Annotated in this window: 15 protein-coding genes; 5 read left to right on the plus strand and 10 right to left on the minus strand. The window is 42.5% G+C overall.

The annotated features are described in order from the left end of the window. Nucleotides 1-760: beta-phosphoglucomutase (gene pgmB, locus RRG12_RS25985; protein ID WP_420761154.1), on the plus strand; the 760-nt coding region annotated here is incomplete at its 5' end. On the opposite strand, the gene RRG12_RS25990 is transcribed toward pgmB, so the two are convergent. From RRG12_RS25990 to RRG12_RS26030, 9 genes are all read right to left on the minus strand, one after another. Then, nucleotides 757-1,209, minus strand: a complete 453-nt coding sequence (locus tag RRG12_RS25990) for a nitrate reductase associated protein (protein ID WP_420761155.1) — start codon at nt 1,207-1,209, stop codon at nt 757-759. The two genes, pgmB and RRG12_RS25990, sit on opposite strands and share 4 nt — an antisense overlap. A gap of 138 nt (nt 1,210-1,347) precedes the next feature. Next, nucleotides 1,348-1,806, minus strand: a complete 459-nt coding sequence (locus RRG12_RS25995; RefSeq protein WP_420761156.1) for a phosphate-starvation-inducible PsiE family protein — start codon at nt 1,804-1,806, stop codon at nt 1,348-1,350. A 297-nt stretch (nt 1,807-2,103) separates the two neighbouring features. Continuing rightward, on the minus strand, nt 2,104-4,317 hold the full coding sequence (locus RRG12_RS26000; RefSeq protein ID WP_420761157.1) for a molybdopterin oxidoreductase family protein: 2,214 nt from the start codon (nt 4,315-4,317) through the stop codon (nt 2,104-2,106). 241 nt (nt 4,318-4,558) lie between these two features. Then, nucleotides 4,559-6,061, minus strand: coding sequence for a NarK family nitrate/nitrite MFS transporter (locus RRG12_RS26005; RefSeq protein WP_420761158.1), 1,503 nt, complete (start codon nt 6,059-6,061; stop codon nt 4,559-4,561). A gap of 121 nt (nt 6,062-6,182) precedes the next feature. After that, entirely contained in the window at nt 6,183-7,022 is an 840-nt protein-coding gene (locus RRG12_RS26010) for a nitrate ABC transporter ATP-binding protein (RefSeq protein ID WP_069070194.1), read from the minus strand. A gap of 276 nt (nt 7,023-7,298) precedes the next feature. After that, complete coding sequence (locus RRG12_RS26015; RefSeq protein ID WP_420761159.1) at nt 7,299-9,287, minus strand: nitrate ABC transporter ATP-binding protein; 1,989 nt, start codon at nt 9,285-9,287, stop codon at nt 7,299-7,301. 69 nt (nt 9,288-9,356) lie between these two features. Continuing rightward, a complete protein-coding gene (gene ntrB, locus RRG12_RS26020; protein ID WP_420761160.1) occupies nt 9,357-10,190 on the minus strand; it encodes a nitrate ABC transporter permease in 834 nt (277 codons plus the stop codon). Between the two features lie 153 nt (nt 10,191-10,343). Next, nucleotides 10,344-11,666, minus strand: coding sequence for a CmpA/NrtA family ABC transporter substrate-binding protein (locus tag RRG12_RS26025; RefSeq protein WP_420761161.1), 1,323 nt, complete (start codon nt 11,664-11,666; stop codon nt 10,344-10,346). Between the two features lie 156 nt (nt 11,667-11,822). Further along, complete coding sequence (locus RRG12_RS26030) at nt 11,823-13,427, minus strand: ferredoxin--nitrite reductase (RefSeq protein ID WP_420761162.1); 1,605 nt, start codon at nt 13,425-13,427, stop codon at nt 11,823-11,825. Between the two features lie 498 nt (nt 13,428-13,925). Here RRG12_RS26030 and RRG12_RS26035 point away from each other — a divergent pair, with 498 nt between their 5' ends. The 4 genes from RRG12_RS26035 (at nt 13,926) to RRG12_RS26050 (ending at nt 17,824) form a co-directional block, all read left to right on the plus strand. Next, nucleotides 13,926-14,339, plus strand: a complete 414-nt coding sequence (locus RRG12_RS26035; protein ID WP_069070190.1) for a ubiquinol-cytochrome c reductase iron-sulfur subunit — start codon at nt 13,926-13,928, stop codon at nt 14,337-14,339. Nucleotides 14,340-14,500: 161 nt separating this feature from the next. Further along, a complete protein-coding gene (locus RRG12_RS26040) occupies nt 14,501-15,799 on the plus strand; it encodes a HEAT repeat domain-containing protein (protein WP_420761163.1) in 1,299 nt (432 codons plus the stop codon). 187 nt (nt 15,800-15,986) lie between these two features. Next, the gene (locus tag RRG12_RS26045) at nt 15,987-16,874 is read left to right on the plus strand and encodes a hypothetical protein (RefSeq protein ID WP_420761164.1); all 888 of its coding nucleotides are present in this window, start codon (nt 15,987-15,989) and stop codon (nt 16,872-16,874) included. Nucleotides 16,875-16,876: 2 nt separating this feature from the next. After that, complete coding sequence (locus RRG12_RS26050; protein WP_069070185.1) at nt 16,877-17,824, plus strand: LysR family transcriptional regulator; 948 nt, start codon at nt 16,877-16,879, stop codon at nt 17,822-17,824. A gap of 209 nt (nt 17,825-18,033) precedes the next feature. Here RRG12_RS26050 and RRG12_RS26055 read toward each other — a convergent pair whose 3' ends face one another. Beyond that, nucleotides 18,034-19,023 carry a DNA polymerase III subunit delta' gene (locus RRG12_RS26055; protein ID WP_420761165.1) on the minus strand — a complete coding sequence of 330 codons (990 nt, stop codon included), beginning with the start codon at nt 19,021-19,023 and terminating at the stop codon, nt 18,034-18,036. Nucleotides 19,024-19,718 lie beyond the last annotated feature (695 nt).

The following is a 19,718-nucleotide window of genomic DNA, read 5'->3' on the forward strand; positions in this document are numbered from 1 at the left end:
CATGGGGCATGGGGAGAAGGATACAACGGAGATAACCAATCCCCAATTCCCAATCTCCAATCCCCAATCCCCAATCCCCAATCTTCAATCTTCCAACATCCAAGGATTTATTTTCGATCTAGATGGTGTACTAACAGATACAGCAGAACTTCACTATTTAGCTTGGAAAAAGCTCGCGGATGAAGAGGGTATACCGTTTGATCGGGAGGCTAACGAAGCGCTGCGCGGGGTATCCCGTCGTGCTTCTCTGATGCTAATTCTTGGAGATAAACCGTATTCGGAAGCACAAATCCAGGAGATGATGGAGCGCAAGAATCGCTACTATGTGGAATTGATTCAAAATATGACACCCCAGGATTTGTTGCCAGGTGCGATCGCCCTTTTGGATGAACTGCGGCAAGCTGGGATTAAAATCGGTATTGGTTCAGCTAGTAAAAATGCCCAGACTGTGATCGAGCGATTGGGCATTGCTGACAAAATAGATGCGATCGCTGATGGTTATAGTGTGCAAGAACCAAAGCCAGCACCCGACCTATTTCTATACGCAGCCAAGCAGCTAGGAATCGAACCAGAGCAATCTGTGGTTGTAGAAGATGCCGCTGCGGGCATTGAGGCAGCTCTCGCCGCTGGGATGTGGGCAGTAGGACTTGGCCCCGTTGAACGAGTTGGAGCCGCTCATGTTGTCTTACCCAGCCTAGAAGGCATTACATGGGCAGATTTACGAGAGCAATTGAGTCACGTTTCCAGACAAAAACGTTAAAGCAGATGAAATTCTGCGATCGCTCTGGGAAAGTTCTTATTTTCATGTCCTGGCTGGCTGAGTTTAATCAAGGCAAAACGCTGTAAAGGCGTTAAAGCTGCCCAATGTTGCTGTGTCAGGGTTACACCTATTTCTTGAGCTTTTTCTTGAACGCTAGGTGGTACATTAGCAGAGTCTAGCCATGCGGGATGAGGCTCAATAGGCAATTTTTTCGCTGGTATACCTGTGCGTTGTAAAATCAACTGCTGGATATGTTCGCGGTAAGAATGAATTTCCGTTTCTGTAGTGCAAGGTAATTCGGCTAAAGCTTGACGCTCGGCTGTAGTCATTTGATTCCAATCAGGCAATTTTAGCTTGATGCCACAAGTATCTAATTTGCAACGCACCTGCATAGGAATGCAACGCAGGGAATCAACAAAGTCTGCTTCAAATTGAAAGAAATCTGTCATTGTTCGGCAAACCTAAAGTTGATGGGGAATGGGGAATGGGGAATGGGGAATGGGGAATGGGGAATGGGAAAAGCAGTAAGTTTTGTGGCTAGGTCTAAATCCCCATTACGAATTACGAATTACGAATTACGAATTATTTTAATTTGCGTCTTTGGAATTACTGAGACGAATTATTAAATAACTAATTGATAAGGCAAGAATAGCTATCCCTAAACCAATTATATCAATACCTCCAACTTTCTCTAAGTCAAGAATAATAATTTTTCTGGCAACTGCTATTAAAGAAGTAACAATAACTAATTCAACCTGAAAAACGTGTTTTCGCAAATATGCCGTAATATTTTCTAAGATTTCTAAAGCAATTAAAATATTTAAAAATAAACCGAAAATTTTATATAACGTTGTGTTAAACTTACCATAAGGCGCTGTAAATAACTCTTTAAAAATAAAGAATCCCAAATCTGCGATCGCTACAAAAATTACAACTACCATGAATAGAGATAGAGCTTTAGAAACTAGCACTTCTATGTTTTCAATAAAGTGCATGAAGTTCTCATCTTTGGTAGCTCCTAAAATTCGCCTCACTAGCTTTTTCATAATGCTGCACCCGATTCTAAAATAAAAGAAAATCCTATAGATAAATCTAGAGGATTAAAAGAAAGATGTTTTACCAATGCTTTATAAGTTCTTTATCTGGTTTTTTCTTTATCCATCGCTAAAATAGATACTAGTCAAATCTCTATTAACTATAGATTTAGCCTCTTTAGATATGGTAATTGGTAACAGTCAAAATTAGAGACTCATAAAAAACAATAATAACTATTGAATATTGATGATTGACAAAATAGCTTATTTCTGATTTTAAATTACTACTTTAGAGCTACACTTAACAGCTTACCATTGTGAGGATTGGAGTTGATGATTTTTGATTGTAACTTCCACAGAAATTGGTATTAACTGTACCGCACAGGCTTTTAATTCTGGTTGCAGTGAATCGGGGCAAGATTCTGGATGGGTGAGGGCGTTGGCTTCGGCATTGTCTGCCCATAGCGAACCCCAGTGCATGGGGACAAAAACTGTACCAGGCGCGATCGCTTTTGTGACTTTAGCAGGAAACTTCGCTTTACCCCGACGCGATCGCACTTCTACACTCTGATTATCTACAATACCTAACTTAGCAGCATCACGGGGATGAATTTCGATAAATGGTTCGGGATGCATTTTGCAAATTTTTTCAATCCGCCCGGTGCGTGTCTGCGTATGCCAGTGTCCGTAAAGTCGCCCATTAGTTAGTACAAACGGATAATCTGGGTCTGGTGGTTCTGCCAATCCCTTTGAGTAATATGCCCCAAATCGAGCGCGTCCGTCAGGGGTGTGAAAGCGCAAATCAGTATATAATCGCTTTCCTGAAGTTTCTCCCCCTGCTTCCCCTGCTCCTCTGCTCCCCCTGCTCTCTTCTGGGTGAGGCCATTGAGTCGGGCCTTCTGATTGTAATTGCGCGTGACTGATACCCGTCATCTCGCAGGGGCGAGTTTTAGTTAGTTTGACAAACTCAGCGTAAACTTCAGCAGAGTTAGCAAAGGCAAATTCTTTTTCAAAACCTAATCTACGTCCAACTTCAGCGAAAATTTCCCAATCTGCTTTTGCTTCTCTTGGCGGTTGGCGAAATGCTTGACACAGAGTTACCACTCGTTCAGAGTTTGTCATTACACCAGTTTTTTCACCCCACTGGGCTGCTGGTAGCAAAACGTGAGCGTAAGCAGAGGTTTCTGTAGGATAATAGGCGTCTTGGTAAATAGTAAAAGGCGATCGCAATAACGCCTTTTTCGTTCGCTCTAAATCTGGCATACTTACAGCTGGATTAGTAGCCGCAATCCACAGTAACCCTACAGCATCATTTTCCAACCCAGTAATCATGTCCCAAGCAGTCAAACCGGGATTGGGCGAAATCTGTCCCGGCTTAAGTCCCCAAAAATCCTCAACTTCTGCGCGGTGCTGGGGATTTTTCACCACCCGATAACCTGGTAATAAATGCGCTAAACCTCCGGCTTCCCTTCCTCCCATTGCGTTTGGCTGACCAGTGAGGGAAAAAGGGCCAGCGCCAGGTTTGCCAATCTGTGCAGTCATCAGGTGCAGGTTAATGATCGTTCTTACCTTGGCTGTTCCTTCCGAGGATTGATTCACACCCATTGACCATAAAGACAGTACCCGCTTCGATTCCCCCCAATAGCGAGCTGCTGTTTCTAAATCTTCAATGCTGATTCCACATCGATGAGCTACTATTTCTGGGGGATAGTGGCGAATCACTTCCGCATAAGCCGGAAAGTTGCTAGTGCAGTCCTCCATGAACATGGTGTCGATGTAGTCCCAGCGCATTAACAAATGAGCGATACCGTTCAACAGGTCGATATCTGTACCGGGACGAATGGCTAAATGCAAGTCAGCGGCTTCTGCGGTTGGCGTGCGACGGGGATCAACCACAATCATCTTGACTTTGCGGTTTTTTTTGTGATACTTCTCCAGTCGGTTAAAAACGATGGGATGACATTCAGCCGTATTAGTGCCAATTAAAAATGCACAGTCGGTTAACTCCAGGTCTTCGTAACAGCAAGGCGGGCCATCTGAGCCAAAGCTTTGAATATAGCCAGACACAGCACTAGACATACACAAACGTGAGTTAGCATCAAAATTATTAGTACCCAGACAGCCTTTCATGAGTTTCTGGGCTATGTAATAATCCTCAGTTTGAAACTGACCGGAACCGTACATACATAAGGCTTCTGGCCCTTGGGTGAAGCGCACTGTTTGAATGCGCTGGGTGATGAGATTAAAAGCTTCATCCCAACTAACGCGGCGAAACTCTTGATCTAAAGAGTCTCGCACCATTGGGTAATGTAATCTATTTTTATCTAAAGATTCTGCGATCGTTGCACCTTTGACGCAAACCATTCCTTGACTGGATGGATGGGCTTTATCGCCTCGCACTCGCCAAATTGGATTACCTTGGTTATCTCGATTAGTTGCTTTGTTATGTTGGGCTGGAGGTGAAACTTCTAAACCACAGCCAACACCACAGTAAGGACAAAGGGTTTTGGTAAATTCACTCATGGCGGTTGTATTATTTTGTTGTTTTGATTTTGCAACCTCAGATGTAGCGACTGTTTGAAAAGCGCAAGTTAATACAGCTTTGCGTAAAATCGTGGTGAATTGAGGGGTGAAAAGAGGCAGGGGAGCAGGGGGGCAGGGGGGAAAACTGAGACGGCGATTTATCGCGTCTCTTGTCTTAACCGAACCGTATTGTGCTACGAACTATAAGAATTTATTTTTCCTTTCTATTTGCAAGATAAGTCTATTCTTCTGCTAAAAAGTTAGGGTTTTTAGTTGCGGTTTCTGGTGCTTCGCCTTCATAAGCAGCAGCAAAGGAACCTTTGGGTTCTTTGAGGAAGAAGGCACACATAAAAGCACAGACTAAAGCAGCTAAACCCATCGTGGTAAATAGCGTTGGAGCGTCGGTTAAGCTAAAAATTGTTAGGTAAACTACGCCACCAAAATTCCCGTAAGCTCCCACATTTCCAGCAATTTGTCCAGTGGCTTCCTTCTTAATCATGGGTACGATGCTGTAGGTTGCACCGCAGCCAGCTTGGGCAAAGTAAGCGGCAAACATTGTAACTGCGATCGCTAGCGGAATCGGCCAGCTACTATTAATAAAATGTGCCGTCAAATAACTAAAACCAATACCAATACTAATAATTGTCATTGTCCATTTACGGGAGCTAAATTTATCAGAAATTAAGCCACCACTGGGACGAGAAACTAAATTTAAGAACGGATAGGTAGCAGCAATCATCCCAGCGACAACATGCTCTAAAGCAAAAGTTTTTTCAAAGAATGCCGGGAGCATAGAAACAACTGCCAATTCGCTGCCAAAGTTAGTTATGTAAGTGAATTCTAGTAAAGCTACTTGACCAAATTGAAAGCGTTCCGATGGAGCGTAAGTTTTTTTACCACTTAGAAGTTCTCGGTTTACTTGCCAAGCTTGGTAACTTTGGTAAGCAAACAATCCTGCTAATAGCAACCAAGCTACATACATTTGACTCAAAGTCAAGAAGTGAATGTTCTTTTGTTCCAAGCGCCAAGCTAATAAACCTAAAGCGAAAATCAAACCAAAATTTGAGATAATCAGCGCCCAGAAGCTTTTAACGCTGGTCACTTCTAGAGAACCATTTTTCTTAGGCTTCTTGTAGACTTTGCCTGTGGGTGTATCTTGAACGCTGTTGTAATAAATTACGCCGTAAATAGCAGCAATGATCCCTGTAAGTGCGATCGCAAATCGCCAGTTAGAAGCACCACCAGCAAAAAAGCTAGTAGAAACTGCAAGTATCGGCAAAGCAAACTCCGCCCCAAAAGCCCCAAAGTTGCCCCAACCGCCATAAATGCCTTGAGCAATTCCCATCTCCTTCGGCTGGAACCATTCCGCCACCATGCGAATACCGACGACAAACCCAGATCCGACAATTCCCATCAGCAAACGACTGATGACTAGTTGATTAAAATCTTGCGCTAGTGCTGTTGCTAAACAAGGGACAACCGCAAACATTAGCAGCATTGAATAGGTGATTCTGGGGCCGAAACGATCCAGAAGCATCCCAATAATTAGCCGTGCAGGGATTGTAAGGGCGAGGTTACAAATGCCCAAAGTTTTGATTTGCTCAGGCGCTAAACTGAGTTCTTTGCCAATAGTTGTAGCGAAGGGAGCAAAGTTAAACCAACAGACAAAGGTGAGAAAGAAAGCAAACCAAGTTTGATGTAAGATGCGGTAGCGATCGCTGAATGAAAATAATCCTTTAAGCATTGCAATCTTCCTAATTGAAGAGGACGGTAGGGGAGCAGGGGGGCAGAGGAGAATAATTCCTGACCAATGACCAATGACCAATGACCAATGACAAATGACAAATGACTCCGCGAAGCGGTAATTACTCGTCAGCGTGAGCAAATCGGCGGAAGAGGAAGTCTAGAGCGTAGTTTCGCAGGTTGTAGTATTCTGGGTCTTCCATGATGCGGCGACGATTGCGGGGGCGGGAGAAGGGAATATTCAGGATTTCGCCAATGTGAGCAGATGGGCCGTTAGTCATCATCACAACTCTGTCTGCGAGGAAAAGCGCTTCATCGATGTCATGAGTAATCATGAGTACGGTGACTTGATGTTCACGCCAGATTTGCAGGAGTTCTTCTTGTAATTCTTCTTTTGTGATTGCATCTAACGCCCCAAAGGGTTCATCGAGAATCAAGACTTGGGGACGGATGGAAAGGGCACGAGCGATCGCAACTCGCTGTTTCATCCCACCAGAAAGCTGATTGGGTTTCTTGTCAGCCGCTTCTGTGAGTCCCACCATTGCTAAATGTTCTCTGACGATCGCCCGTTTTTCAGCCTGGGGTTTTTTAGGAAACACCGAATCAACAGCCAGATAAACGTTATCAAAGACACTCAGCCAAGGCAGTAGACAATAATTTTGGAATACCATCATCCGGTCTGGGCCTGGTTCGGTGATGGGTTTGTCTTGCAGCAGAACAATACCATCGGTGGGAGTGTTAAACCCGGAAACCATGTTGAGCAGAGTTGATTTGCCGCAGCCAGAGTGACCGATTATGCAAACAAATTCGCCCTCACGCACTTTCAGGTCAACTCCATCCAGTACGGTATAAGGGCCTTCAGAAGTTGGATAAATCTTGCTTACGCCTTCAATCACCAAAAAATCTTCTGCTTTTTTCGTTTGTAGTTTATTAGTTTGGGTTTTGCTGTTTACTATTTGCATCGTGAGTTTATCTATGAGTAGTTTGTTATTTGTTCTTTGTCAGTCACCAATGACTAATGACTAATGACCGAATGGCACTAAGAAAAGATACAGCCCTTGTTCTGACTGGAACAAGCCTGGAGGCTGGGAATCCATTCTGGGAGGCTCCGCCTCCAGTAGCTTGAATTGAGGCAGAGCCTCTTTTAAATACATTCCCAGCCTGGAGGCTGGGAACGAGACGACACAAGCTTTTGGGTTTTTCTTAGTGCCATTCGACTAATGACCAATGACCAATGACTAAATAAATACTTCTTCAATACGTATTTGCCGCTTGATTTCCAAGCTTTTGAGATACTCTATTGGCTCTGATGGGTTAAAAACTTTACCATCAAATAAGTGAACAGGGTCATCTTCTCCGATATCGAGTAAGCCGAGTTCGCGGGCAGCCGCACCAAATATATCTGTGCGACAAACTCTTTCAATTATCTCCACCCAGTTTTTCGGGAAGGGTGTTAAACCCCAACGTGCTAGCTGAGTGGCCATCCACAAAATCTCAGTGCGGTTGGGATAGTTGGTTTGATTGAGATAAAACTGGTTGTATGCTTTGAATTCTTGTGGTTCTGTACCGTCGCCGCGATCGTAGCGATCGACGAAACCAGGACGAACATAGACAGGATCTATGTCTAAGTACTCAGGACGGCAGATTATTTCTAAAATTTCTTCGCGGTTGCGGAAATCGTCACAGTATTTACAAGCTTCTAGCAGTGCTTTAACCAGAGCAAGATAAGTTTCTGGATATTTCTGCGCCCAATCTTCTCGCACTCCCAAAACTTTTTTCGGCTGTCCTGACCAAATTTCTAAAGCTGTGGCGGCAACAAAGCCTAAGTCTTGATGAACAGCAAGATAATTCCAGGGTTCTCCAGCACAGTAACCGTCAATATTTCCGGCTTTGAGTTGAGAAACCATTTCCATTGGTGGAATCACCGTTAGGCTGACATCTCGATCGGGATCGATACCACCAGCCGCCAGCCAATAACGCAGGATTAAGTTCACCATTGAAGTAGAGTGAGCTACACCCAAAGTTAGAATTTGGTCGGGAGCAGCGTTAATTGATGTTTTTAAGTCAGCCAGATTTCTGACACCTTGGCTATACAATCTTTTGCTTAAGGTGATGGCGTTCGCATTGCGAGAGATATTTAGGGCATTGATTATAGGAACTGGTTTTTTACCACCAGCACCCAAAGTTAGGGCTAAGGGCATTCCCGCCAGCATTTGGGCTGCGTCTAATTTGCCAGTCACAACCCCTTGAGCTATTTCCTTCCAGGTATTGGCACGAGTGAGGGTGATATTTTCTAAACCGTACTGGGCAAAGAAGCCTTTTTCTTGAGCAACGATTAAAGGTGCAGCATCAGTCAGAGGCATAAAGCCAATTTCTAAATAGACTTTTTCTAAGCCGTTGCGGGATATGGCTACTGGTGCTGAAGTCTGCTGTGCTTTGCGTTTTTTAATCAGCTTTTGTTGGTTGAGGAAGTAAATCATTTCATTCCGCAGACTGTAGTAGCTGGGATGTTTGACGACTTCCAAGCGTTGACGCGGGCGCGGGATCGGCACTTCGAGAATTTGCCCGATGTGAGCTTCTGGGCCATTAGTGAGCATGACAACGCGATCGCTCAATAAAAGCGCCTCATCTACGTCGTGTGTCACCATCACACAAGTAACGTTGTGTTCGTTGCAAATTTTCATCAGTTGTTCTTGCAAACTACCCCGTGTTAGGGCATCCAACGCCCCAAAGGGTTCATCTAGCAGTAATAACTTGGGACGAGTTGCTAGGGCGCGAGCGATCGCTACCCGTTGTTTCATTCCCCCAGATAACTCGCTAGGACGTTTATTTGCCGCCAGACGCAGCCCCACCATATCGATATGTTCTTCGATAATGCTTCTGCGATCGCCTTTGGGCTTATCCTTGTACACTTCATCCACAGCTAGGGCGATATTTTCCCGTACTGTTAACCAAGGCAGCAAAGAGTAGTTTTGAAATACAACCATCCGATCTGGGCTGGGTTCTCTAACTTCCCGCCCTTCTAATGTCACACCTCCAACACTTGCTCTATCTAAACCTGCAATGATGTTGAGTAAAGTAGATTTACCACAACCAGAATGGCCAATTAGAGAAACAAATTCCCCTTCTTGGATTTTCAAATCAATGTTTTTTAAAGCAATATATTTCCCGCCATTCGGAAGTTCAAATACACGGTCAATATGGTCAACTTCAACAAAAGTAGTCATCTTTTAATTCGTAATTCGTAATTCGTAATTGGGAAAGTAATTTATTCCCTATTCCCTATTCCCTATTCCCTAGTCTGGTACAACTTTGCTAGCTATAAAGCCAACCATTCTATCTAGGATCAATCCGACTAAACCGACATAAATTAGTGCGAGGATAATTTCGCTTAAGTTAGTTTCTGTGGTTGTGTTGTAGGCATCCCAAATAAATGAGCCAATTCCCACGCCGCCGACTAACATTTCTGCTGCAACGATTGCTAGCCAAGATAAACCAATGCCAATGCGTAATCCTGTGAATATATAAGGAACAGTTGCAGGAAACACAACTTTTAGGAAATACTTTAGTCCTTTCAAACGTAAAACTCTAGCTACGTTTACATAGTCTTGAGGAATTTGTTGTACGCCCACCGTGGTGTTGATCACAATCGGCCAAATCGATGTAATGAAAATCACGAAAATAGCTGAAGGATTCGCTTGTTGAAATGCTGCCAGAGAAATTGGTAGCCATGCTAGAGGCGGTACAGTTCGCAACACTTGGAAAATAGGATCTACGGCATTATAGAGTAACTTATTAGCACCAACGAAAATCCCCAATGCAATGCCAACAATTGCTGCTAACGAAAAGCCTAAAGCGACTCTTCCCAAACTACTAAGTATCTGCCAGCCCAAACCTTTATCACTTTCACCATTATCGAAAAATGGATCAATGATAAACGGGTTCCAAGTTTCTGAAAATGTTTCTATTGGGCCCGGTAAACCAAAGTTAGGAGTTAAACAAACTAGTTGCCAAATCGCTAGGAAAATAGCTAATGCTACCAGTGGCGGCACAATTTTCTGCGAAACTAATTTATTGAAATTTTTGCGGTTATTTTTTCTGAAGTTGCGACTTCCAAGGATAGCTGCCATTACCTTTTTTCTCCAATTGCCTTTATGTAGCCAAGCGTAAAAAATTAAAGTTTGTAGTAAGGACTTCAGTCCTAGAAAACCTTGCTATTAGCGAGAATAATCTCACTAATAACTAGAATTATGTTAGATATTTGATTGTCCCTAAAAGCTTCATTAAACCTTCTTGATTTTTAAGCTTTTCAAATATTCTTCTGGTTTCTCAGGGTCAAATTTTACACCATCAAAGAAAGTCTCAACTCCACGAGAACTACTCTTAGGAATTTCAGCATCAGCAACACCAATAGCTTTAGCTGCTTGTTTCCACAAGTCCTCTTTATTGACTTGATTAACTATTTCTTGAACTTTAGTATCCTTTGGTAAATAGCCCCAGCGAATTTCTTCTGTTAAAAACCAAACATCGTGACTCTTGTACGGATAGGAAGCATTATCTACCCAGAATTTCATCGGATGTGAAAAGTTTTGCTCAGTCCGTCCATCGCCGAAGTCAATATTACCTTTAGACCTTTCTAAAATATCTGCAACAGCAACGTTAAAGTATTTCCGGTCAGAACAGATTTTGCACATTTCCTCTTTATTCTCGGCGCGATCGCACCATTGTTGAGCTTCCAAAACTGCCATCAACAATGCTTGTGCAGCATTAGGATTTTGATCAACCCAATCTTTCCGCATCGCAAAGGCTTTTTCTGGATGATCTTTCCACAACTCGCCTGTAACTAAAGCTGAATAACCTAATTTTTGGTTGACCAATTGAGCGTTCCAAGGCTCTCCCACACAGAAAGAATCGATAGTGCTAACTTTCATATTTGCCACCATTTGCGGTGGTGGTACAGGTGATAAAACCACATCTTGATCTGGATTAATACCGCCAGCTGCTAGCCAATAGCGCATCCATAAATCATGAGTGCCGCCAGGAAAGGTCATACCAAATTTCAAGGCTTTTTGCTCGGCTTTGGCAAGACTCGCAGCTTCTTTTAACGCCTTGCTTTCTAATTTTACATTCAGGTCTTTAAATTTATTGGCAACAGAAATAGCCTGACCATTAGTATTTAATCTTGCCAAAAGATACATTGGCACTTTATCGTTAATGGTCATCAAATAAGGCATGGGGCTGAGGATGTGTGCGCCATCAATACCACCGCCAGATGAGCCGATTTTTAAGTTATCACGGGTAACAGGCCAAGATTTTTGCTTGATGACTTCAACATCAGTCATCCCGTATTTGGCAAAGAAACCCTTTTCTTTAGCAATAATTAGGGGAGCAGCATCAGTTAGAGCAATGAATCCTAATTTGGCTTTGCTTGTTTCTACCTTTGGCGCATTAGCTACTGTAGAGACATTGGCAGCCGGAGCCGCAGAGGGTGCATTACCACCTGTTGACGCTGTATTGCTACCGGAAGAACAACCATGAGCCAGGATAGAAGCCGCCGCCGCAGTGGTGGTGGTTAAAATAAATTTTCTGCGCGAAAGATTTTTCATTTTTCCTTGATGTTTTGTCATTTATTAAGCACTAACAATTAAGTAGCGAAGCGTAAATAAATTCAAGTTTGTAGTGAGGACTTTAGTCCTAATAATCCTTGCTCACCCACTACGAACTAGGATTTTATTTCATTTTTAATAATTCCTACCTACTCACTAACTGTTAATTACTAAAGCTTCTTGCTTGAGTTTTGCCCCAAAGTTTTTGATGAGTAAATCTTGCAATATTGGCTGCAAGTCTTCGCATGGTATGCCTTTGATAACGCAAGTTCCCAAATGAGCGTCTTTGCCAACTTTGCCGCCCATATATATATCAACGCCTTCCAAAGTTTTGCCATTTTTACGAGTTTTAGTTCCCATCAAACCGATGTCTGCAACTTGGGGTTGTCCGCAAGAGTTGGGGCAACCTGTCCAGTGAATTCGCACTGGTTTGGTGAAGGTTAAATCTTCTTCTAAGGCTTTTATCATTTCCAAGGCGCGGTTTTTGGTTTCGATGAGGGCAAAGTTGCAAAATTGTGCGCCTGTGCAAGATACTAGCGATCGCGCCAGTAAACCAGGATTAATCGAAAACCTTTCCAGCAAGGGTTCTGTTGAAAATATTTCTAAACGCGATTCAGCAATATTGGGGATAACAATGTTTTGCTCAACTGTAAAACGGATTTCGCCACTGCCGTAAACTTCCGCTAGACGCGCAATTTCAAACATATCTTCGGCATACAACCGCCCGACAGGAATGTGCAAGCCTACATAATTTAACCCTGGTTGTTTTTGTTTATATACCCCAATGTGGTCGCGTTTTTCCCAATCGATTTCGTCTTTTGCGGCTGCGGGTAACAATGATTTACCCAAACGGCTTTCTACTTCTACTCGAAACTTATCTACACCCCATTCATCAATAAGCCACATCAAGCGCGATTTTTGCCGATTAGCACGCGGGCCATGATCGCGAAATACTTCCAAAACCGCTCTACATACAGCTACTACATCTTCTGGAAGTACCCAAGCATTCAGAGGAATCGCCGCCTCACAACGTTTAGCTGAGAAAAAGCCACCTACGAGGACGTTAAAGCCAAATATTGGTGATTGGGAAAATTCTTGCCCTATCCCCTGTCCCCTGTCCCCTGTCCCCTCCTTAAATGCTGGAACAAAAGCTAAATCGTTAATTTCAGCGTGAACTGAATTGTCTCTTCCACCTGCGATCGCAATATTAAACTTCCGTGGTAAGTTGCTAAACTCTGGGTTCCCTTCTCCTTTGTTGGTGAGCATATCTTGAATTTGCTGTACCAACTCTCGTGTGTCAAACAATTCATCTGCATCCAACCCCGCCACAGGATCACCTGTGATATTGCGGACGTTATCCATTCCTGATTGGATAGTGGTTAAACCAACTGCGTGAAATCTATTAAAGATATCTGGTAAATCTTCAATTCTGATCCCCCGTAACTGGATATTCTGTCTCGTAGTAATATCAGCGCAGCCATCATCTCCGTAACGCTGCACTACTTCGGCTAAAACACGCATCTGACTACTGCTAAGAATACCGTTAGGCATCCGCAACCGCATCATAAACTTACCTGGGGTGACTGGGCGAAAAAACACACCCACCCATTTGAGCCGATGATCTCGATCGATTTCGTCCATTGCTTCCCAGCCAAGGGCAGCAAATTTCTCTATCTCACTCTTGATGGTGAGTCCATCTTTTTGCGCCTTGAATTTCTCAAACTTATTGAGGCTGGTAGTGGTAGTTGCTGTGTCTGTCATGATTCTGACTCTCAATGCAAATTGCTGAATCTGGTGATAATTGCCCAATATCAATCAACCCGTAGTTGCATCAGGTGTTGTATCTACGAGGGTTAGAAAATAAAAACTTAATAATTGTTTATGGCTGATTATTTTTACTTAAGAGCATTCCAAAGTTAAACTCCAAATCCGTGATTAATTAAGGAAAACTTGTCGCCATTTAGATATTGGAAATTTGTCAAGCAGGTTTAGATAATGTTCATGTAACAATTTCGATACTCATAAGTTAAAGCCAGATTTATGTTAAAATCGTATAAATTGTTACGGTTTTTTGGTAAAATTGCTTAAAATGAATAAAATATATGCATTTTTTGCATCAAAGCCAGCCAATGAGCCACGCAAAGCGCTTAATGAAGGGTATTTGAAATGATCAAAGGGATTTGAATTGCTGTAGATCAATTCTGAATCCAAAATGGGGTAGCAGATGTTAGCTAAAACTTAAATATCATTTCAGCACCTATGAAACGTCGTGATTTTATCAATTGGGTAGGTTTGGGTTTGATTGGGAGTTCTCTACCCGTAGCGATCGCAGCTTGTTCTTCTGGGACAACTTCAGCAACGGGAGATTGGCAAACAGTAGGCACTTCGGCAGAATTAGATAAAACAGGCCAATTGCTGGCGAAAAACTCACCTGCTGGGCCTGTGTTGGTAGTCGGTACATCTAAAGGCGAAAATCTGACAGCTGTTAACCCTACCTGTCCTCACGCAAATTGCACCGTAGCATGGCAAGCTGAGGCAAAAAAATTTGCCTGTCCCTGTCACGGTTCAGAATTCGGGATTGACGGTAAAGTGCAAAGAGGCCCAGCGACAGAAGCCCTTAAAACTTACGCCGCCAAGATTGAGGGCAATTCAGTTGTAGTCAAGCCAACCTAGTGGAGGCAGGAGGCAGAAGGCAGGAGGAGTCCCGATGAAGCGAGTTTCAAAAACCTTGGATTGAAAGAGCGATTGGAGACTAGTATTTTTACTGAGTACTCAGTACTCAGTACTCAGCACTTTCAAGTCAGGAGGCATAAGATTGATAATTAAAGCAGGGTATGGTGAGTAATATCAATCAGCTTTTAGTGCAAGCCCAAACAGCATACGATGCAGCTGATTGGTCATTGCTAATTCAATATTTACAACAGCTAATTTTAGGGGCAAACTCGGAACATCCAGAGATAGTTAAAAACCGAGAATATCTTCTGAAATTAGCACTTTCAATGTTAGAGATGGGTGATTTTCAACAGCGTTGGGAAATTAGCAAAGTGTTGACTCATTTGGGAAATGTTGCGATCCCACCACTCATTGAGATATTAGAAGATGAAGACACCGAGGAAGAATTACGCTGGTATGCAGCACGGACTTTAGGCGAGTTTCAGCACCTAGATGCGATCGCACCCTTAATTGAATTGTTGAAAACCGATGAGGATGAAGAACTCAAAGCGATCGCAGCTACAGCGCTGGGGCAAATGGGTACTGTTGCGATCGCTGCACTCTCTGAACTTTTATTAGATGAAGATACAAGGCTTTTTGCAGTGCGATCGCTTTCCTGTATTCCGCAACCAGAAACCATCACACCATTATTGAGTGTAGTTCAAGATCCACAACCCGCAATCCGCGCCGCCGCAATTGAAGCCCTCAGCAGCTTTCATGACGAACGTGTACCACCAGTATTGTTAAACGCTTTGGATGATATAGCCGCCACAGTTAGGCGTGCAGCAGTGCTTGGCTTAGGTTTTCGCCCCGACTTACGCGAAGCCTTAGATTTGGTGACGAAACTACAACCCAAGCTTTATGACTTTAATATTGATGTTTGTTGTGCAGCCGCAGTTTCCCTTTCTCGAATGGGTAGTGATGACGCTACAAAACATTTATTTGATTTGCTGATTTCACCTCACACACCGATAAAGCTGCAATTAGAAACCATCCGCGCTTTAAGTTGGGTGGGAACACCATCCAGTTTGGAATATTTGCAAACAGCATTTAATCAAACCACTTCAGAGACACTTTGCCAAGAAATTGTTACAGTTTTAGGACGAGTGCAAAAGCCGCAAACTACACAAGCCGCAGAAATTTTACTGCAAATACTGCGATCGCAACATCCAGCCATAGAAATTGTAAACATTAAAAGTGCGATCGCCTTGTCTCTAGGGCAGTTAGGCGAAATGCAAGCTATTGAACCATTGATTTCACTGCTAGCTGATTCTAATGCATCGGTGAGACTACATGCGATCGCGGCACTAAAAAATCTGGATGGGGAAGCCGTATATCAACAATTGCAGCAGTTAGCAAATAATGACGCAATCACACCAGATTTAAAACAAGGAATAGCGATCGCTTTAGCCGAATGGTAAATTTTTTCAAAGAGTATGCGCTACCTGTACGCGTTCAGTATTAAGTAGCTAAATAGTTTTTTATGATACACTTATTTTAGTCTTTTGACAGCGATAAGATTAAGCTAATATCAAAAAAGTTATTCGGTCAACTTTGGTGACATTTGCATCTATAGTTTTTGCCTAAACACACATAAACATAAAAATTATGTCAATTAATCAGAGCAAGCTAGAACGAATTAAGGAAATAGCTGAAGCACTTGGTTGTAAGCACAAGAAAGAACATTTAATTCGCCGCCATGAGCAAATGTCTGCACCTTACTTAGTATTCCTACAATCTATGGCTAGGAATTCATTGCTTGTAACATCATTTGCAAGTAATCTCTCTCGTCGCTTAACTAACCTGCAAACATTTGAAACTAACTTGGTACAGAGTGGTTATAAATTCATTGGAAATCCATCGGGAGATAATTTATTAAATCTTGAACCGGATGACTGTAAAGCATTAAGTGAAATGATTAATGATCATATACAAATGGAAAAAGATGCAGAAAAAGCGCTTAATAATATGTTTTCAACCTCAATTGTGAGTTGTTTTGAAGTATATATTCAAGATTTGTTATATGAAATTTTTATACACTATCCTAATACTTTAAATTGTAATAAGACCCTCACATATAATGAGATTATTAAACATTCTACTATGGATAAACTTATCTCACAAATGGCACAAATAGAAGCATCCAAGAGTACTGATGGAGCTGCTGTAGAGTATCTTACACGTATAGCAAAAAAGTTTGGCTTTAATGAAATTGAAGAACTTATTAATCAAGGAATTATTCAAGAAGGTATCGAAAAAATTAGTGGGATTCGCAATGTTATTGTTCACAGTGGTGGAGTAGTAGATGCTGCTTACCTTCGACGCTACCCCCAAAGTAGTTCTCAAGAAGGTGACAGCATAGAGGTTGACTTACAGGATATGGCTAGCATCTCAGAAAATATCAGATTGACAGTTGGTATAATTGAAAGTTCAGTTACTCAGAAGTTTGGAGATATTGCTCTTATTGAATTGATAAATGTAATTCAGGCTACATAAAAATGCGCCTAGAGCAGTTGCAAGCCTTTTTAGCGATCGCCCAAACCGGCAGCTTTCAACAAGCAGCGCGAACGTGTGGTATTACCCAATCGACGATTAGCCGCCAAATTCAAGCATTAGAAGCAGATTTGGGAACAGAACTATTTCACAGAACCAGTCATGCCAAGCTGACGTTGGGAGGTGAACTTTTACTACCCCGCATCCGTAAAATTTGCCAAGAATGGCAGACAGCTAAAGAAGAATTAGCCGATTTAATGGCCGGAAAGCAACCGGAACTTTGCATTGCCGTGATTCACTCACTTTGTGGATCTTACTTACCACCAGTGTTGCAAAAATTTTGTCATGATTATCCAGATGTGCAATTACGGGTGACTTCATTAGGAAGCGATCGCGCTCTGAAAGTCCTCAAAGATGGATTAGTGGATTTAGCAATTGTGATGAATAATCGCTTTTTAACCACCAGTAGAGAAATGGTAGTAGAAGTGCTTTATGATGAACCTATAGAAATTTTAACCGCAGCGAATCATCCACTGGCACAATATGAATTTGTTCCTTGGTCGGAGCTAATTCGTTATCCCCAAGTGGTTTTTAAAGATGGTTATGGGATGCAACGCTTAATACAAGATAGATTTGAGCGAATGGAAGCTACACTCCAGTCGGCTTTAGAGGTAAATACCCTAGATGCCTTCCGGGGAGTCGTGCGCCAAGGAGAACTGATAGCTTTGCTACCTCAATCAGCATTACTGGAAGCTCGTCTTGACCCTACCCTGGCGATTCGTTCCTTAGCCAGCAATAATACTAGTGGTTTAGCAGATGCTTCCAGTTTGACTCGTCGAGTAGTTATGGTGACAACTCAAGACCGTTTGCAAATTCCCCCAATCAAGCACTTTTGGCAACTCGTGCGGGAAAATATCCCACTGCAAATTGACCAGCAGCGATCGGCTTCTTAATTGCTCTTGATTTACGTGGCTATCTCTTCATCCGGCGGCGGCGTACCATTCCAGTTTTTCCGCCACCCGTCTTTGCCGTCGGCATCGCACTCAGCGATGAGTAGTATAGCCGTAGCCACATAGGTTAGGACATTTTGAAAACCCCAAGGCTAGGAATAGTAATACTTTTACCTCCTGCCTCCTGCCTCCTGCCGACGCTCGCGGACTCGCTAACGCTGCGCTATCCTGCCTCCTGCTATATAAATAGAATCAGATTTTTGATACACAGATAAAAGCAGACATTCCCAAACTAGCCTTGGTTGGGCGTAAACAAGTAAGTATTTACGAGCTTGTTCTAGCTGATTGATAATACTAGGCTGATGCCACTGTTGCCAGTAAAACTGCTGAAGATAATCAACTAACCACAATTGTGCTTCTGTATCTAAATCCTGATCAATTTTCTTGGCTAACTCCAAGGCGTTACGGTAAGATTTAGGCGCTTTTTTCAAATCTTCGAGTAATTCCGGGGGAATAGTTTGTAATTGCTCATAAGATGCGATCGCAGTTCCGGCACTACCAGATGCTATGCTCAATACTGCCTGATTTTGCAAAATTTCTTGATGACCTGTTTGCGTAAGTACAACAGCTAAAGACTGTGCATCTAAACGATAAAAAGGAATGCGTTGACAGCGTGAAACCAAAGTCGGCAACACAGACTCAGGTGTAGGTGCAATTAAAATTAACGTCGCCTGTCCCGGTTCTTCCAAGGTTTTGAGTAAAGCATTCGCTGCGGCTTCTGCCATTGTTTGGGCTTCCTCCAGCACTACCACATTCCTCGGCGCTTCCAAAGGCGGGCGACCTAAAAACTCAGTAATTTCCCGAATTTGCTCTAGCCGAATTACAGGTGGTGCTTTACGCTTCAGTCCTTTCTCGGCTGCTTCTGCTGCTGTTAATCGTTGTCCCTGGTGTTGATACGTTGGTTGCACCCATAACAAAGCTGGATGGTTCCCCTGACGCAAACGGTTTTGTAAAGACGCAGTGACTCCCATTTCACTAGAAAATAGCAATTCCACAAAACATCTGGCTGCTAAACTTCTTCCTACACCATCTGGCCCCACAAATAGGTAGGCTGGAGCAACCCGATTTTGTCTAACAGCCTGAGTCAGTAATTCTATACCTTGCTGTTGTCCTATAAGTGGTGTAAATGGATCATTAGTCATTAATAATTACTTAGGAGTTAGGAGTTAGGAGTTTATTATTTTTCCTCTGCTCTCCTGCCTCTCTGCTCTCCTGTATAGTTTTAGCTAATTCATAATTTAGTCAGTTTTTATGAAGAAAAGCAAATGTTATTAAACATTTTTTTATAGTTTCGATAACCTAAATACATAAAGGATAAAGAAATAAGTTCAAACTCTTAAATTATCGCTTACTAATCTGCAAGTTTTCACGGATATTTGCAGCTAAATTTTGTGGTTACTTTAAATCAGTGAACAGTTCAACATCCTTCAGGGTATCTAAAATGTTAGCTAGTTATTTAACGAACATTTACCCCAGCTAAATATCAAAATATTCGGTGATGGTGCAATGACTACTATCAACGATAAAAAACCTTACACTTTCTATGAATGTTTCTTTTACCTGATTTTCATTTAATGAAAACTACAAATTTAGCTAAGAGGTTGTTTGAAAAGTATTGATCTGTGATTTTAGACACTTGTTGATCCCCCCTAACTCCCCTTAAGAAGGCTACGGTGTACACACAAGTCAAAAAAAGATCAATTTCTCATTGTTCGCTGGTTTATCTCGTTCCTATGCTCTGCATAGGAATGACTGATTAGAGGCTCTGCCTCTCAATACTTCTCGGTTAATCACTTTTAACTCGGAATCTGGTTTGGGGAAAAGGTTAAAGGTTAAG

It is taken from the genome of Nostoc sp. CALU 546 (genome assembly GCF_048836525.1).

Coding starts and splice junctions, on each gene's coding strand:
- RRG12_RS25990 (WP_420761155.1), bottom strand. CDS start 1,209: ATGACAGATTTCTTTCAATTTGAAGCAGACTTTGTTGATTCCCTGCGT.
- RRG12_RS25995 (WP_420761156.1), bottom strand. CDS start 1,806: ATGAAAAAGCTAGTGAGGCGAATTTTAGGAGCTACCAAAGATGAGAAC.
- RRG12_RS26000 (WP_420761157.1), bottom strand. CDS start 4,317: ATGAGTGAATTTACCAAAACCCTTTGTCCTTACTGTGGTGTTGGCTGT.
- RRG12_RS26005 (WP_420761158.1), bottom strand. CDS start 6,061: ATGCTTAAAGGATTATTTTCATTCAGCGATCGCTACCGCATCTTACAT.
- RRG12_RS26010 (WP_069070194.1), bottom strand. CDS start 7,022: ATGCAAATAGTAAACAGCAAAACCCAAACTAATAAACTACAAACGAAA.
- RRG12_RS26015 (WP_420761159.1), bottom strand. CDS start 9,287: ATGACTACTTTTGTTGAAGTTGACCATATTGACCGTGTATTTGAACTT.
- ntrB (WP_420761160.1), bottom strand. CDS start 10,190: ATGGCAGCTATCCTTGGAAGTCGCAACTTCAGAAAAAATAACCGCAAA.
- RRG12_RS26025 (WP_420761161.1), bottom strand. CDS start 11,666: ATGAAAAATCTTTCGCGCAGAAAATTTATTTTAACCACCACCACTGCG.
- RRG12_RS26030 (WP_420761162.1), bottom strand. CDS start 13,427: ATGACAGACACAGCAACTACCACTACCAGCCTCAATAAGTTTGAGAAA.
- RRG12_RS26035 (WP_069070190.1), top strand. CDS start 13,926: ATGAAACGTCGTGATTTTATCAATTGGGTAGGTTTGGGTTTGATTGGG.
- RRG12_RS26040 (WP_420761163.1), top strand. CDS start 14,501: ATGGTGAGTAATATCAATCAGCTTTTAGTGCAAGCCCAAACAGCATAC.
- RRG12_RS26045 (WP_420761164.1), top strand. CDS start 15,987: ATGTCAATTAATCAGAGCAAGCTAGAACGAATTAAGGAAATAGCTGAA.
- RRG12_RS26050 (WP_069070185.1), top strand. CDS start 16,877: ATGCGCCTAGAGCAGTTGCAAGCCTTTTTAGCGATCGCCCAAACCGGC.
- RRG12_RS26055 (WP_420761165.1), bottom strand. CDS start 19,023: ATGACTAATGATCCATTTACACCACTTATAGGACAACAGCAAGGTATA.